At 70.4% G+C, this 15,414-nt stretch carries 13 protein-coding genes; 12 read left to right on the forward strand and 1 reads right to left on the reverse strand.

Going from position 1 to position 15,414, the window contains the following annotated elements:
• Positions 1-28: 28 nt before the first annotated feature.
• Entirely contained in the window at positions 29-2,515 is a 2,487-nt protein-coding gene (gene pheT / locus BLV31_RS12825; protein WP_064060171.1) for a phenylalanine--tRNA ligase subunit beta, read from the forward strand.
• Here pheT and BLV31_RS12830 read toward each other — a convergent pair.
• Positions 2,504-2,902: an Lrp/AsnC family transcriptional regulator gene (locus tag BLV31_RS12830; RefSeq protein ID WP_019289638.1), complete on the reverse strand. Its 399-nt coding sequence runs from the start codon at positions 2,900-2,902 to the stop codon at positions 2,504-2,506. The genes pheT and BLV31_RS12830 overlap by 12 nt on opposite strands.
• On the opposite strand from BLV31_RS12830, the gene BLV31_RS12835 reads away from it, so the two are divergent.
• From BLV31_RS12835 to BLV31_RS12885, 11 genes are all read left to right on the forward strand, one after another.
• On the forward strand, positions 2,889-3,149 hold the full coding sequence (locus BLV31_RS12835) for a Rossmann-fold NAD(P)-binding domain-containing protein (protein WP_174556237.1): 261 nt from the start codon (positions 2,889-2,891) through the stop codon (positions 3,147-3,149). The two genes, BLV31_RS12830 and BLV31_RS12835, sit on opposite strands and share 14 nt — an antisense overlap.
• Positions 3,146-3,646, forward strand: coding sequence for a PspA/IM30 family protein (locus BLV31_RS12840; protein ID WP_006553971.1), 501 nt, complete (start codon positions 3,146-3,148; stop codon positions 3,644-3,646). The genes BLV31_RS12835 and BLV31_RS12840 overlap by 4 nt, the downstream gene beginning before the upstream one ends.
• A 59-nt stretch (positions 3,647-3,705) precedes the next feature.
• On the forward strand, positions 3,706-4,779 hold the full coding sequence (gene argC, locus BLV31_RS12845; RefSeq protein ID WP_064060173.1) for an N-acetyl-gamma-glutamyl-phosphate reductase: 1,074 nt from the start codon (positions 3,706-3,708) through the stop codon (positions 4,777-4,779).
• Positions 4,776-6,026: a bifunctional glutamate N-acetyltransferase/amino-acid acetyltransferase ArgJ gene (argJ, locus tag BLV31_RS12850; protein ID WP_064060174.1), complete on the forward strand. Its 1,251-nt coding sequence runs from the start codon at positions 4,776-4,778 to the stop codon at positions 6,024-6,026. Before argC ends, argJ begins: the two co-directional genes overlap by 4 nt.
• A complete protein-coding gene (gene argB / locus BLV31_RS12855; protein WP_006554811.1) occupies positions 6,023-6,961 on the forward strand; it encodes an acetylglutamate kinase in 939 nt (312 codons plus the stop codon). The genes argJ and argB overlap by 4 nt, the downstream gene beginning before the upstream one ends.
• Positions 6,958-8,145, forward strand: a complete 1,188-nt coding sequence (locus BLV31_RS12860) for an acetylornithine transaminase (protein ID WP_033097677.1) — start codon at positions 6,958-6,960, stop codon at positions 8,143-8,145. The genes argB and BLV31_RS12860 overlap by 4 nt, the downstream gene beginning before the upstream one ends.
• 6 nt (positions 8,146-8,151) lie before the next feature.
• Positions 8,152-9,081 carry an ornithine carbamoyltransferase gene (gene argF, locus BLV31_RS12865; protein WP_064060175.1) on the forward strand — a complete coding sequence of 310 codons (930 nt, stop codon included), beginning with the start codon at positions 8,152-8,154 and terminating at the stop codon, positions 9,079-9,081.
• A gap of 2 nt (positions 9,082-9,083) precedes the next feature.
• Complete coding sequence (locus BLV31_RS12870; protein ID WP_019289632.1) at positions 9,084-9,593, forward strand: arginine repressor; 510 nt, start codon at positions 9,084-9,086, stop codon at positions 9,591-9,593.
• A 47-nt stretch (positions 9,594-9,640) separates the two neighbouring features.
• On the forward strand, positions 9,641-10,840 hold the full coding sequence (locus BLV31_RS12875; protein ID WP_006554815.1) for an argininosuccinate synthase: 1,200 nt from the start codon (positions 9,641-9,643) through the stop codon (positions 10,838-10,840).
• Between the two features lie 2 nt (positions 10,841-10,842).
• Complete coding sequence (gene argH / locus BLV31_RS12880) at positions 10,843-12,264, forward strand: argininosuccinate lyase (RefSeq protein WP_006554816.1); 1,422 nt, start codon at positions 10,843-10,845, stop codon at positions 12,262-12,264.
• A 153-nt stretch (positions 12,265-12,417) separates the two neighbouring features.
• Positions 12,418-15,402 (forward strand): AMP-binding protein, encoded by a 2,985-nt coding sequence (locus BLV31_RS12885; protein ID WP_064060176.1) that lies wholly within the window; start codon positions 12,418-12,420, stop codon positions 15,400-15,402.
• The last annotated feature ends 12 nt before the right edge of the window (positions 15,403-15,414 follow it).

Consider the following 15,414-nt stretch of genomic DNA (forward strand, 5'->3'; position numbering starts at 1 on the left):
GACGACCGAACGAAAGAGCTGAGCACAAGTGCGAGTAGCGCAGTCCTGGCTGACCGAGATCCTGCAGCGCGCCACCCCGGAGTGGAACGTCACCGCCGAGGAACTCGACGCGGGATTCGTCCGGGTCGGACTCGAGGTCGAGGACATCGAGACCCTCGGCCGCATCGACAACCTCGTCGTCGGACGGGTCGTGGAGATCACCGAGCTCACCGAGTTCAAGAAGCCCATCCGTTTCTGCAAGGTTGACGTCGGTGAGGAGGAACCGCGCGGCATCGTGTGCGGTGCCCGCAACTTCGCCGAGGGCGACCTCATCATCGCCGCCCTGCCCGGCGCCGTGCTTCCCGGCGACTTCGCCATCGCATCGCGCAAGACCTACGGGCACATCTCCGACGGCATGATCTGCTCGCTGTCCGAGCTGGGCATCGGCAAGGACCACTCCGGCATCCTCGTGCTCGAGCCCGGCACGGCCGAACCCGGCACCGACGCCAACGATCTGCTCGGTCTCGGCGACACCGTCGTCGAACTGAACATCACCCCCGACCGCGGATACTGCTTCTCCGTCCGCGGCCTCACCCGCGAACTCGCGTGCGGCTTCGACCTCGAATTCGCCGATCCCGCGGCCGTGCCGGCACTGCCGTCCGACGGCGGGGAGGCCTACCCGATCCGGCTCGAGTCCGAGACGAAGGCCACCCGGTTTGCCGCACGCCGCGTCACCGGCATCGACCCGAAGGCCGTCACCCCGTGGTGGATGCAGCGCCGCCTGCACACCGCCGGTGTCCGCCCGATCTCCCCGGCCGTCGACGTGACCAACTACGTCATGCTCGAACTCGGCCAGCCGCTGCACGCCTTCGACGCCGCCAGCCTGCAGGGTGAGCTGGTCGTGCGACGCGCCCGGGCAGGGGAGAAGCTCACCACCCTCGACGGTGTCGAGCGCGATCTCGATCCGGAGGACGTCGTCATCACCGACGACTCCGGGGTGATCTCCCTCGCCGGCATCATGGGCGGCGCGACCACCGAGGTCGGCGACAGCACCACCGACGTGCTGCTCGAGGCCGCCACCTGGGATCCGCTCGCCGTCTTCCGCGGCAACCGTCGGCACAAGGTCAGCAGCGAGGCCGGCAAGCGTTTCGAGCGCACCGTCGATCCGGCCCTGGCCCGCGCCGCGCTCGACCGGGCCGCGAGCCTGCTCGTCGAGATCGCCGGCGGCCGCGTGGAGTCGACCCTCACCGACATCGTCGTGCCCACCGAGAGTCCGACGATCCGCATGGACATCGACCTGCCCGACCGCATGGCCGGGGTGAGCTACCCGAACGGCACCGCTGCCCGCCGTCTCACGCAGATCGGATGCGCGGTCGAGGTCGGTGTCGGCGAGGACGGCCACGGCCAGCTCGTCGTCACCCCGCCGACCTGGCGCCCCGACCTGCGCCAGCCTGCCGACCTGGTCGAGGAGGTGCTGCGCCTCGAAGGCCTCGAGCAGATCCCGTCGGTGCTGCCCACCGCTCCCGCCGGCCGCGGTCTCACGGCCACGCAGAAGCGCCGCCGCGCCGTCTCCCGCGCGCTCGCCCACGACGGCTATGTCGAGGTCCTGGCCCCGGTGTTCCTGCCGGCCGGCGTGTTCGATACCTGGAAGCTCGACGCCGACGACCCGCGCCGGGTGACCACCAAGGTGCTCAACCCCCTCGAAGCCGATCGTCCGGAGCTGGCCACCACGCTGCTGCCGGGCCTGCTCGAGATCCTCGGCCGCAACGTCTCGCGCGGCCAGCGCGACCTGTCGCTCTACGCAATCGCGCAGGTCGTGCATCCCACTTCCGAGACCAAGCCGGTCGACGCGCTCCCGGTCGACCGTCGTCCCACCGACGACGAGATCGCCCTGCTCGAAGGGTCGCTGCCGAAGCAGCCGGTCCACGTCGGTGGTGTGCTCGCCGGTTTGCGCGAACCGGCCGGGCCGTGGGGCACGGGACGCGCCGCCGATGCCTTCGATGCCTTCGCCGCCGCGGAGACCGTGGCACGTGCCGCCGGGGTGCGCCTCGAGCGCCGCGCCGCGCAGTACCTGCCCTGGCATCCCGGCCGCTGCGCCGAACTGCTTGTCGACGGGGTCGTCGTCGGCCACGCCGGTGAACTGCATCCCGCGGTGATCGAACGGGCCGGTCTGCCCGCACGCACGTGCGCCTTCGAACTCGACCTCGACGCGTTACCGATCGTGGAATCGCTTCCGGCGCCGGTGGTCTCGCCGTTCCCAGCGGTCCTGCAGGACGTCGCGGTCGTGGTCGACGCGAATGTGCCGGCCGCCGACGTCGAGAGCGCCCTGCGCTCGGGTGGCGGCGAGCTGCTCGAGGACATCCGTCTGTTCGACGTCTATCAGGGCGCCCAGCTGGGGGAGAACCGCAAGTCCCTCGCGTTCGCGCTGCGCTTCCGCGCCCTCGATCGCACCCTCACCGAGGACGAGGCCAGCGCCGCCCGCGAGGCAGCGGTGGCCGCCGCGGCCACCGCGGTCGGTGCCGAACTACGCGCCTGAGCCGCCCGCGTCCCCGCCCGGCAGCCACACCTCGGGCGGGACCGTGGTGACCTTGCGGACCGCCCGGTCGAGGATGTGCCCGGCGATCTCCGCGAGGGTGCGCATCGGGGTGCGGCCGTCGACCGCGAGCGCCGACAGGATCGCGCGGTCGGTGGCGGAGATCGTCGTGCGTCCGCGCCGCTCACCCACCCGCCGGGAGCCCGACGTCAGTTCCCCTCGCTCTCCCGGACCGAGCGCGTTCAGCCGCCACGCCCCGCCCTCGGTGAACCACTCCGAGACCACGTGGGTGCGGATCGACGCAACGCCGGGCAGCTTCCCCAGGTCGGCGCCCGCCCACGGCACCTCGACGGTCACCGTGCCCGAGATCGCCGCGATGACGAACCGCAAATCCCTCACGGTGCCCGGCGCGGTCCTGAAGTTCGCCCTGAGGATCGGGCGCGCGTGGGGATCGACCGAGCACGGCCCGGAGCGGGTCGCCTTCCTGCAGTACCGTCCGGTGCTCGACAACCGGCGGTTGCGTGAGGAACTCGGTGTGCCCCTGCGGTACACGAGCCGGGAGGCCCTCGAGGCGTATCTGCTGGCTCGCGCCGAAGAGGACTCAGTGGCAGCCGGGCGACGTAGCCTGGAGGCATGAGCAAGGACGAAGCCGGCCGGGTGCCGTCTCCCGAGGAGCCCGACAAGCCGGAGCAGCCCGTCCCCGACGTGACCCCGGCCGGGCCGGAGACGCCGACAGTGCCGGATATTCCCCCGGCCCCGGACATCCCGGACGTGCCGCCGATCGACCCCGAGCCGAGCCCCGATCCCGACGTGACCCCACGCGAGGAAGACGTCCACGACGCTCAGGTCCACGACGCCGAGATCGTCGAACCGGGTGTCGTCGACACCGGATCCGTCGACGGCCCGGTCCGCGCACCGACGATCGAGGAGATCACCGGATACACCGCGGACGGGGTGCCGACCTTCGAATCGGTGCGTGAGAAGATCGAACAGCGTTCGGCGACCGCGCTCGGCGCGGAGGAACTCGCGCACGCGACGGGTGCGGGTCGCACGCTCGAGGAGCAGTACGAGGAGCGCAAGGCGGCCGCTGCCGACCGGCTCGCGGAGATCCGGCGGTCGTTGCGGTCGGAGTGAATCCTCCGAAAGGGACACCCCCTATGAAATGATTTGCATGAGGGTGCATAATCATTCGTATGGGTACTTCACCGGACTTCACCGCCACCTCCGAGTCGCCGCTACGGGTCGCCGTGGCCGGCGCCAGCGGCTACGCGGGCGGCGAGATCCTGCGCCTGCTCCTCGGCCACCCCGCCTACCAGGACGGCTCGCTCGTCATCGGCGCGCTCACCGCCGGGGGTAACGCGGGCGCCACCCTGCGCGAGTTCCATCCCCATCTGCTGCCGCTCGCCGACCGCGTGCTCGGCGCCACCGACATCGACACCCTGCTCGGGCACGACGTCGTCTTCCTCGGCCTGCCGCACGGCCACTCCGCCGTGATCGCCGAGCAGCTGCCCGAGACGACCGTCGTCATCGACTGTGGCGCCGACTTCCGGCTCGAGAACGCCGCCGACTGGCAGCGCTGGTACGGCAGCGACCACGCCGGCACCTGGCCCTACGGCATGCCCGAGCTGCCCGGCAAGCGCGACGCCCTCGTCGGCGCCACCCGCATCGCGGTCCCCGGTTGCTACCCGACCTCCGCCTTGCTCGCACTCGCACCGGCCGTCGCCGCCGGCATCGTCGAACCCGTCGTGAACGTCGTGGCCGTCTCCGGCACCTCCGGCGCCGGGAAGTCCCCGAAGGTCGACCTGCTCGGCTCCGAGGTCATGGGCTCGGTCCGCGCCTACAGCGTCGGCGGCGCCCACCGGCACACCCCGGAGATCAAGCAGAACCTCTCCGCTCTTGCCGACACCGACGTGAAGGTCTCGTTCACCCCGATCCTCGCGCCCATGCCGCGCGGCATCCTCGCGACCTGCACCGCACCGACCACGGTGACCGCCGCCGAGGCCGGCGCCGTCTACGAGAAGGCCTACGCCGACGAACCGTTCGTGCAGCTGCTGCCGGAAGGCGCACTACCGGCCACCGGCGCGGTGGTCGGCTCGAACGCCGTCCAGATCGCCGTCACCGTCGACACCGACGCCGGACTGCTCATCGTCGTCGCCGCGCTCGACAACCTCACCAAGGGCACCGCCGGTGCCGCCGTGCAATCGATGAACCTGGCACTCGGCCTGCCCGAGACCGCCGGCCTGTCCACCGTGGGAGTGGCTCCGTGACCGAGAACAAGTACGCAGACGACGTCTACACCGGCGCCACCGAGATCGCCGGGGGACGCCTGATCCGCACCCAGGGTGTCACCAGTCCCGCCGGCTTCCGGGCCGCCGGCATCCCCGCCGGCATCAAGGTCTCGGGCAGACAGGACCTCGCGCTCGTGGTCAACGAGGGCCCCGAACTCACCGCCGCCGGTGTGTTCACCACCAACAAGGTCAAGGCCGCCCCCGTCCTGTGGTCCCAGCAGGTACTGAAGTCCGGCAGCCTGCGCGCGGTGATCCTCAACTCCGGCGGCGCCAACGCGTGCACCGGCGCCGGTGGTTTCCAGGACACCCACGCCACCGCCGAGGCCGTCGCCAACGCCTTGAGCAACTGGGGCACCGAGACCGGTGCCGGTGAGGTCGCCGTGTGCTCGACCGGCCTGATCGGCGACCGTCTGCCGATGGACAAGGTGCTCTCCGGGGTGCAGGAGATCGTCCACGAACTCGCCGGAGGCATCTCCGGTGGCACCGACGCCGCCTACGCGATCATGACCACCGACACCGTGCCCAAGCAGGCCGCCCTGCACCACGCCGACAAGTGGAACGTCGGCGGCATGGCCAAGGGCGCCGGCATGCTCGCCCCCGCCCTGGCGACGATGCTGTGCGTGGTCACCACCGACGCCGTCGCGACCGCCGATCAGCTCGACACCGCGCTGCGCCACGCGTCCCGGCTCACCTTCGACCGCCTCGACGTCGACGGCGCGACCTCCACCAACGACACCGTGCTGCTGCTGGCCTCCGGCGCGAGCGGGATCACCCCGAGCCAGGACGAGCTCAACGCCGCCGTCCTCGCCGTGTGCGACGACCTCGCCGAGCAGATGATGGCCGACGCCGAGGGCGTCACCAAGCGGGTCACCGTCACCGTCCGCGGCGCCGCCAGCGAGGCCGACGCCCTGATCGGTGCCCGCACCGTCGCCCGCGACAGCCTCGTCAAGACCGCACTGTTCGGCTCCGACCCAAACTGGGGCCGCGTGCTCGCCGCCATCGGCATCGCACCGATCGAACTCGACCCCGACAAGATCTCCGTGTCGTTCAACGGCAACCCGGTGTGCATCGACGGTGTCGGTGCGCCCGGCGCCCGCGAGGTCGACCTGTCCGCGGCCGACATCGCACTCGACATCGACCTCGGCCTCGGCAACGCGCAGGTGTCCATCCGCACCACCGACCTCTCGCACGCCTACGTCGAAGAGAACTCGGCGTACTCGTCGTGACCGGAACGAACACAGGAGACGACGTGACCGACGCACTGATCGCCGACCTCACCTCGCACCAGAAGGCGTTCGTCCTCGCCGAGGCCCTGCCGTGGCTGCAGAAGTTCCGCGACAAGATCGTCGTCGTCAAGTACGGCGGCAACGCCATGATCGACGACACCCTCAAGACCGCCTTCGCCGCCGACATGGCGTTCCTGCGCACCGTCGGCATCCACCCCGTCGTCGTGCACGGCGGCGGCCCGCAGATCAACGCCATGCTCGAGCGACTCGGCCTCGCAGGTGAATTCCGCGGCGGCTTCCGTGTCACCACCCCCGAGGTCATGGACGTCGTGCGGATGGTGCTCTTCGGGCAGGTCGGACGCGAACTCGTCGGCCTGATCAACAGCCACGGCCCCTACGCCGTCGGCACCTCCGGCGAGGACGCCGGACTGTTCACCGCGACCCGCCGCACGGTCGTCGTCGACGGCGAGGCCACCGACATCGGGCTCGTCGGCGACGTCACCAGCGTCGACCCCGGCGCGGTGCTCGACCTCATCGCCGCCGGGCGCATCCCCGTCGTCTCCACGATCGCGCCCGACGCCGACGGCGTGGTGCACAACATCAACGCCGACACCGCCGCGGCCGCCCTTGCCGAAGCGCTCGGCGCGGAGAAGCTGGTCGTGCTCACCGACGTCGAAGGCCTCTACACGAACTGGCCCGACCGCAGCTCGCTCACCTCGCGGATCGACGCCGACGCGCTTACCGCGCTGCTGCCGTCGCTCGACTCCGGCATGGTCCCGAAGATGGAGGCGTGCCTGCGCGCCGTTCAGGGGGGAGTGCCCACCGCGCACGTCATCGACGGGCGCCAGCCGCACTCCGTGCTCCTCGAACTGTTCACCGAAGAAGGCATCGGCACCATGGTGGTGCCGTCCTCCGAGAAGGAAGGCCCCGCATGACCGGCACGTCCGACCTCCAGCAGCGCTGGGCGGGTTCGCTGATGAACAACTACGGCGTGCCCAAGGTCGCGCTGGTCGCGGGCGACGGTGCCGTGCTCACCGACGCCGACGGCAAGCAGTACCTCGACCTGCTCGGCGGCATCGCCGTCAACAGCCTCGGCCACCGCCACCCGGCGATCATCGAGGCCGTCACCGCCCAGCTGAACCAGCTCGGCCACGTGTCGAACCTGTACGCCTCGCCGCCGGTGCTCGAACTCGCCGAGAAGCTCCTCGATCGCTTCGGTCACGAGGGCCGCGCCTTCTTCTGCAATTCCGGCACCGAGGCCAACGAGGCGGCCTTCAAGATCGCCCGGCTCACCGGACGGCCGAGGATCGTCGCGTGCGAGAAGGCCTTCCACGGCCGCACCATGGGCGCCCTCGCCCTGACCGGCCAGCCCGACAAGCGCGCCCCCTTCGAACCGATGCCCGCCGGCGTCGAGTTCGTGCCCTACGGCGACCTCGACGCCCTCGAGGCCGCGGTGGACGAGAACACCGCCGCCGTCTTCCTCGAACCGATCATGGGCGAATCCGGCGTCGTCGTCCCGCCCGAGGGTTATCTCGCCGGCGCGCGTCGCATCACCACCGAACGCGGCGCCCTGCTCGTGCTCGACGAAGTCCAGACCGGTATCGCCCGCACCGGTACCTTCTTCGCCCACCAGGCAGCGGGCATCACCCCCGATGTGATGACCCTCGCCAAGGGCCTCGGCGGCGGACTGCCCATCGGTGCGGTCCTCGCCACCGGTCCGGCCGCCGAGCTGTTCCGGCCCGGCAAGCACGGCACCACCTTCGGTGGCAACCCGGTGTGCGCCGCGGCCGCCCTCGCGGTGCTGCGCACGATCGACGAGCAGAACCTGCTCGACCACGTGAACACCGTCGGGAAGACCCTCGCCGCCGGCATCGAGGAACTCGGGCACCCGCTCGTCTCGCACGTGCGCGGCTCCGGGCTGCTCCTCGGTGTCGTCCTCACCGCCGCGAAGGCGCCGGCCGTCGAGACCGCCGCCCGCGAGGCCGGTTTCCTCGTCAACGCCGCCGCACCGGACGTGATCCGCCTCGCGCCCCCGCTGATCCTCACCGAACAGCAGGCCGAGAGCTTCGTGACGGCGCTGCCCGCCGTCCTCGACACCGCCGACCGGGAAGGGAACTGACGACCCGTGCTCCGCCATTTCCTGCGCGACGACGACCTCACCCCGGCCGAACAGACCGAGGTGCTCGAACTCGCCACCGAACTGAAGAAGGCGCCGCTGTCCCGCCGCCCCCTCGAAGGGCCCCTCAGCGTCGCCGTGCTGTTCGACAAGACCTCCACCCGCACCCGCTTCTCCTTCGACGCCGGCATCGCCCAACTCGGCGGGCACGCCGTCGTCGTCGACACCGGCTCCACCCAGATCGGGAAGGGTGAGACCCTCGAGGACACCGCCCGGATGTTCTCCCGGTTCACCGAAGCGGTCGTGTGGCGCACCTACGGCCAGGACCGCATCGAGACGCTCGCCGAGCACTCGACCGTGCCCGTCGTCAACGCGCTCACCGACACTTTCCACCCCTGCCAGGTCCTCGCCGACCTGCAGACCATCCGCGAGAACAAGGGCGCCACCGCGGGCCTGCGGATGACCTACTTCGGCGACGGCGCCAACAACATGGCGCACTCGCTGATGCTCGGCGGCGTCACCGCCGGCATGCACGTGACCATCGCGTCCCCGGCCGGGTTCACCCCCGACTCGCAGGTCGTCGACGCGAGCCGCGCACGGGCAGAGGAGACCGGCGGCAGCGTCACCGTCACCGACGACCCGCGTACCGGAGCCAGCGGCGCCGATGTGCTCGTCACCGACACCTGGGTGTCGATGGGGCAGGAGGACGACGGCAAGGATCGCGAGGCACCCTTCCGGCCGTTCCAGCTGAACGACGACCTCGTCTCCCTTGCCGACACCGACGCGATCGTGCTGCACTGCCTGCCGGCCTACCGCGGCAAGGAGATCACCGCCGAGGTCATCGACGGACCGCGGTCTGTGGTGTGGGACGAAGCCGAGAACCGCCTCCACGCACAGAAGGCCCTGCTGGTGTGGCTGCTCGAGCAGAGCCGGAGCTGACCGTGAGCACCGCGGCGAACCATGCGGACAGTGCGGCGACCGCGCCGACGCGCGCGGCGCGGCAGGCCCGCATAGTCGCACTGCTCGCCGCGCACCCGGTGCGCAGCCACACCGAACTCGCCGCACTCCTCGCCGAGGACAGCATCGAGGTGTCCACCGCCACCCTGTCCCGCGACCTCGAGGAACTCGGCGCCGTCAAGCTCCGCGCGGCCGATGGGGGCGCCGGGGTGTACGTCGTCCCGGAGGACGGCAGCCCTGTGCGCGGCGTGACCGGAGGCACCGACCGCCTGTCCCGGTTGCTCGGCGAACTGCTGGTGTCCACCGACTCCAGCGGCAACATCGCCGTGCTGCGCACCCCGCCGGGGGCGGCGCACTACCTGGCCAGTGCACTCGATCGGGCATCATTACCCGAGGTGGTCGGAACGATCGCCGGCGACGACACCATCGCGGTCATCGCCCGCGAACCGACGACGGGAGCCGAACTGGCCGCGAAAATCGAATCACTCGCCTGACCTACCACTCATAGACGCACGTCGAAATACGAAGGAGCACAAAGACAATGGCCGAACGCGTCGTACTCGCCTATTCGGGCGGGCTGGACACCTCCGTCGCCATCAGCTGGATCGGTAAGGAGACCGGCAAGGAGGTCGTCGCCGTGGCCATCGACCTCGGCCAGGGTGGCGAGGACATGGAGGTCGTGCGTCAGCGCGCCCTCGACTGCGGTGCCGTCGAATCGATCGTCGTCGACGCCAAGGACGAGTTCGCCAACGAGTACTGCCTGCCCACCGTCCAGGCCAACGCGCTCTACATGGATCGCTACCCGCTCGTCTCGGCCATCAGCCGCCCGCTGATCGTCAAGCACATCGTGCAGGCCGCCCGCGAGCACGGTGGCACCGTCGTCTCCCACGGCTGCACCGGCAAGGGCAACGATCAGGTCCGCTTCGAGGTCGGCTTCGGCGCCCTCGCACCCGACCTCCAGGTCATCGCACCGGTCCGCGACTACGCCTGGACCCGTGAGAAGGCCATCGCCTTCGCCGAGGAGAACGGCCTGCCCATCAACGTCACCAAGCGTTCGCCGTTCTCCATCGACCAGAACGTCTGGGGCCGCGCCGTCGAGACCGGCTTCCTCGAGGACCTGTGGAACGCCCCCACCAAGGACGTCTACGACTACACCGAGGACCCCACCGCCCACTGGCAGGCCCCCGACGAGCTGATCATCAGCTTCGAGGCCGGTCGCCCCGTCGCGATCGACGGCAAGCACGTCACCGTCCTCGAGGCCATCCAGGAACTCAACCGTCGCGCCGGCGCTCAGGGTGTGGGCCGCCTCGACATGGTCGAGGACCGCCTCGTCGGCATCAAGAGCCGCGAGATCTACGAGGCCCCCGGCGCCATCGCCCTCATCACCGCGCACCAGGAACTCGAGCACGTCACCCTCGAGCGCGAACTCGGCCGTTACAAGCGTCGCGTCGAGGAGCGCTGGAGCGAGCTGGTGTACGACGGCCTGTGGTACTCGCCGCTGAAGACCGCCCTCGACGCCTTCATCAAGAACACTCAGGAGCGCGTCACCGGCGACATCCGCATGGTGCTCCACGGCGGACACATCACCGTCAACGGCCGTCGCAGCCCCGAGTCGCTGTACGACTTCAACCTCGCCACCTACGACGAGGGTGACAGCTTCGACCAGTCCAACGCCAAGGGCTTCGTGCAGATCCACGGCCTGTCGTCGAAGGTCGCCGCGAAGCGCGATCTGGGCCTGTAGTCATGACGGCTCACGGCACCAACGAAGGTGCCCTGTGGGGCGGCCGGTTCGCATCCGGACCGGCCGCCGCCATGGCGGCGCTGAGCAAGTCCACGCACTTCGACTGGGCGCTCGCCCCGTACGACGTGCGCGCCTCCCAGGCCCACGCCAAGGTTCTGCACCGTGCCGGACTCCTCACCGACGACGACCTCGCCACGATGCTCGACGGCCTCGACCGGCTCGCCGCCGATGTGGCCTCCGGTGCGTTCGGCCCCGCCGAGTCCGACGAGGACGTGCACGGCGCGCTCGAACGGGGACTCATCGAACGGGTCGGCCCCGAGGTCGGCGGCCGGCTCCGCGCGGGCCGCTCCCGCAACGACCAGGTCGCGACGCTGTTCCGCATGTGGCTGCGCGACAGCGCGCGGCGCATCGCCGACGGTGTCCTCGATGTGGTCGATGCGATCGCCGACCAGGCCGCGGCGCACCCCGATGCCGTCATGCCGGGCAAGACGCACCTGCAGGCGGCGCAGCCCGTGCTGCTCGCGCACCACCTGCTCGCCCATGCGCATCCGTTGCTGCGCGACGTCGACCGGTTACGCGACTTCGACAAGCGCGCGGCGGTCTCGCCGTATGGGTCGGGAGCGCTCGCCGGATCGTCGCTCGGTCTCGACCCCGACGCGATTGCGGCCGACCTGGGCTTCGACTCGGCGGCGGACAACTCGATCGACGCCACCAGCTCCCGCGACTTCGCTGCAGAAGCGGCGTTCGTGTTCGCGCAGATCGCCGTCGACCTCTCCCGCATGGCGGAGGAGATCATCCTGTGGAGCACCCCCGAGTTCGGGTACGTCACCCTCGCGGACGAATGGTCGACCGGGTCGTCGATCATGCCGCAGAAGAAGAACCCGGACGTCTCCGAGCTCACCCGCGGTAAGGCCGGTCGCCTCATCGGCAACCTCACCGGTCTGCTGGCCACGCTCAAAGCGCAGCCGTTGGCCTACAACCGCGACCTGCAGGAGGACAAGGAGCCGGTCTTCGACTCCGTCGCTCAGCTCGAGCTGCTGCTCCCGGCGATCGCAGGGCTCGTCTCGACGCTGACCTTCCACACCGAGCGCATGGCCGAGCTCGCACCCGCCGGATTCACCCTCGCGACCGACATCGCCGAGTGGATGGTCCGCCAGGGTGTGCCGTTCCGCGTCGCCCACGAGGCGGCCGGGGCGTGCGTGCGGGTCGCCGAAGGCCGCGGAGCCGGCCTCGAGGACCTCACAGACGAGGAGTTGGCCGGTGTAGATCCGGCACTGACCCCGCAGGTGCGGGAAGTGCTCACCGTCGAAGGCTCCATCGCCTCGCGCGACGCTCGCGGCGGCACCGCGGGCGTGCGGGTGGCCGAGCAACTCGGCCGCGTGCGCGACGCCGCGGCACAACTGCGCGACCGGGTTCGCGACTGACACGCCTGCCGTCCCGGGCACACCCCGAGTTGCCCGGGACGGTGAGGGCCGTGTGGCAGGCTGGCACATACTCTCGGCATGCAGCGGGTACCGGTGTAGAACCGCAGGTGCCGGGGACCGGTGCGGATACATCGTCGAGAAGGGGAACGGACCGTGGGACTGGACGCCGATGTAGTGACCGAGTCGGTGCGACGGCTCGTCGCCACTGCCCAGAACGGTCTCGAAGTCCTGCGCTTCGGTGGCCTCGAACCCGGCCGGTCGTCGTCGCCCTATCAGGTCGTCGAGCGCACCTCCATGTACCGGCTCCGCCGGTACTTCCCCGAATCCGACACCGCCTCCACGGGCATCCCCGTCGTTCTCGTACCACCGATGATGGTGTCCGCCGAGGTGTACGACGTCACCCGTGACGCCGGCGCCGTCGGCAGCCTCCACGAAGCGGGTCTCGATCCGTGGGTCGTGGACTTCGGATCGCCCGACCAGGAGGAGGGCGGCTGGAAGCGCACCCTCACCGATCACATCCTCGCCCTCGACGAGGTCGTCGACTGCGTCCGTGCCTACACCGGTCGCGACGTGCATCTCGGCGGATACTCGCAGGGTGGCATGTTCTGCTATCAGGTCGCGGCCTATCGGCGCAGCCGCGGCATCGCGAGCCTGATCACCTTCGGCAGCCCGGTCGACACCCTCGCCGCCCTGCCGTTCGGGATCCCGGAGATCGTCGCGACCCACTCCGCCGACTTCCTTGCCGACCACGTCTTCAACCGCCTCGCGATCACCGGATGGATGGCGCGCACCGGCTTCCAGCTGCTCGATCCGGTCAAGACGCTGCGATCGCGCATCGACTTCCTGCTCCAGCTCCACGACCGGGAGGCGCTGTTGCCGCGCGAGCCGCAGCGCCGATTCCTCGACACCGAGGGATGGGTGGCGTGGTCCGGTCCCGCCGTCGCGGAGGTACTGCGCCAGTTCATCGCCCACAACCGCATGGTCAGCGGTGGGTTCGTCATCAATGACCGGGCCGTGAGCCTCGCCGAGATCACCTGTCCCGTCCTCGCAGTCGTCGGCGAGGTCGACGACATCGGGCAACCGCTCGCCGTGCGCGGCATCCGCAAGGCCGCACCCCGCGCGGAGGTCTACGAATACACCTTGCGCGCAGGTCATTTCGGACTCGTCGTGGGCAGTGTCGCCGGCCAGCAGACGTGGCCGTCGGTCGGGGAATGGGTGCAGTGGCGCGAGGGCGTCGGGGACCGGCCCGTCGGCATCGCGCCGATGGCGGTGCCGAACCCCACCGACGAGGGCACGGGCGTCTCGGTCGCATCCCGCATCACGCACACGGCCGCAACGCTCGCCGACGTCGGGACCGATCTCGGCAAGGGGCTCGCGGGGATCGCGGTCGGTGCCGTCCGCGGCGCACGCGATCTCACCGGGGAGGCCGCCCGCGCCCTTCCCCGCCTCGCGCGGCTCGGGCAGATCCAGCCGCGCACCCGCATCTCCGTCGGCGGTCTGCTCGCCGAGATCGGCCGCAAGTCGCCGAAGCGGGAGTGCTTCATCTTCGAGGACCGGGTCTACACCTTCGAGGCCGTCAACCGGCGGATCGACAACGTCGTCCTCGGGCTCGCCGACAACGGCATCCGTCCCGCGATGCACGTCGGCATCCTCATGGACGTGCGCCCCAGCGCAATGGCGGCGGTCGCGGCGATCTCCCGCCTCGGCGCCGTCTCCGCCCTCATCCCCCCGGGACCGGACATCGCCGAGGCCGTGCGACTGGGCGGTGTCGAAAAGATCGTCGCCGATCCCGAGAACCTCGACGCGGCCGTCGCGACCGGTCTTCCCGTGCTGGTCCTCGGCGGCGGCGACGTCCGCGACCTCGACGTCGAGCCCGGCGCCGACGTCGTCGATCTCGAACGACTCGACATCTCCTCCGTGCAATTGCCGGGCTGGTACGTCCCCGATCCCGGACTCGCGCGCGAACTCGCATTCATCCTGTTCTCCGGTGGTGGCGACACGCTCGCGGTGCGGCGGGTCACCAACTACCGGTGGGCGCTGTCGGCCTTCGGTACCGCCACCGCCGCCTCGCTCGGCCGCGGTGACACCATGTACTGCCTTGCGCCCCTGCATCATTCGTCCGGTCTGCTGGTCAGTTTCGGCGGGGCGCTCGCGGGCGGGGCGCGTATCGCACTGTCGCGCGGGTTGAATCCGTCGCTCTTCAGCGACGAAGTGCACCGCTACGGCGTCACCGTCGTCACCTATACCTGGTCGATGATGCGTGAGGTGCTCGACAGCCCGTCGCTGCACATCGACGCCATCCATCCCATCCGGTTGTTCATCGGTTCCGGCATGCCACCGGGCCTGTGGCGCCGCACCCTCGACCGGTTTGAGCCCGCCCGGGTTCTCGAGTTCTACGCGTCGACCGAGGGCAACGTCGTGCTCGCGAACGTCTCCGGTTCGAAGATCGGCTCGAAGGGCCGGCCGTTGCCCGGTAGCGCCGATGTGCGCCTCGCTGCCTACGACGCCGGCGTCGGCCGACTCGTGGAGGACGAACGCGGCTTCGTGCGGGAGGCGCAGGTCGGCGAGGTCGGACTGCTGCTCGGCAGACCCGGTCCCGCAGCCTCGGCAATCACCGGTGTGATGCGCGGCGTGTTCGAACCGGGCGACGTGTGGGTGCCCACCGACAACCTGTTCCGACGCGACGACGACGGCGACTACTGGTTGCTCGACAGTCGGGGGACGGTGATTCCCACCTTCCACGGCCCGGTTTTCACCCAGAGCGTGGCGGACGTGCTCGAAGCGATCCCGCGTGTCGATCTCGCCGTCGCCTATGGCATCTCGGTGGGAGGTCGCGACATCGCAGTGGCCGGCTGCTCGCTGCGGGGCAACCGTGCACCGACGGCCGCGGAGATCACTGCGGCGTTCGACTCGGTCCCGGCCGACGAGCGACCCGATCTCGTGCACGTCGTGCCCGACATCCCGTTGGGCCCGTCCTATCGCCCGTCCGCCGATCGTCTGCGCGAACAGGGATTGCCCGTGCCCACCGTCCGTACCTGGTACCTGAACCCCGACACCGGGACGTACAAGCGGTTCACCAAGGCCGTGGCCACGGCGTGGAAGGCGGGCACGGCCGGTTCGCCCGCCGGGGCGCGGTAGCCTGGGTCCGGT

It is taken from the genome of Rhodococcus pyridinivorans (assembly GCF_900105195.1).
GTDB lineage: Bacteria > Actinomycetota > Actinomycetes > Mycobacteriales > Mycobacteriaceae > Rhodococcus > Rhodococcus pyridinivorans.

Bases quoted from the DNA above. Each gene is read 5' to 3' on its own strand.
- BLV31_RS12835 (WP_174556237.1), top strand. From the start codon at position 2,889: ATGACGAACCGCAAATCCCTCACGGTGCCCGGCGCGGTCCTGAAGTTC.
- BLV31_RS12840 (WP_006553971.1), top strand. From the start codon at position 3,146: ATGAGCAAGGACGAAGCCGGCCGGGTGCCGTCTCCCGAGGAGCCCGAC.
- argC (WP_064060173.1), top strand. From the start codon at position 3,706: ATGGGTACTTCACCGGACTTCACCGCCACCTCCGAGTCGCCGCTACGG.
- BLV31_RS12860 (WP_033097677.1), top strand. From the start codon at position 6,958: ATGACCGGCACGTCCGACCTCCAGCAGCGCTGGGCGGGTTCGCTGATG.
- BLV31_RS12875 (WP_006554815.1), top strand. From the start codon at position 9,641: ATGGCCGAACGCGTCGTACTCGCCTATTCGGGCGGGCTGGACACCTCC.
- argH (WP_006554816.1), top strand. From the start codon at position 10,843: ATGACGGCTCACGGCACCAACGAAGGTGCCCTGTGGGGCGGCCGGTTC.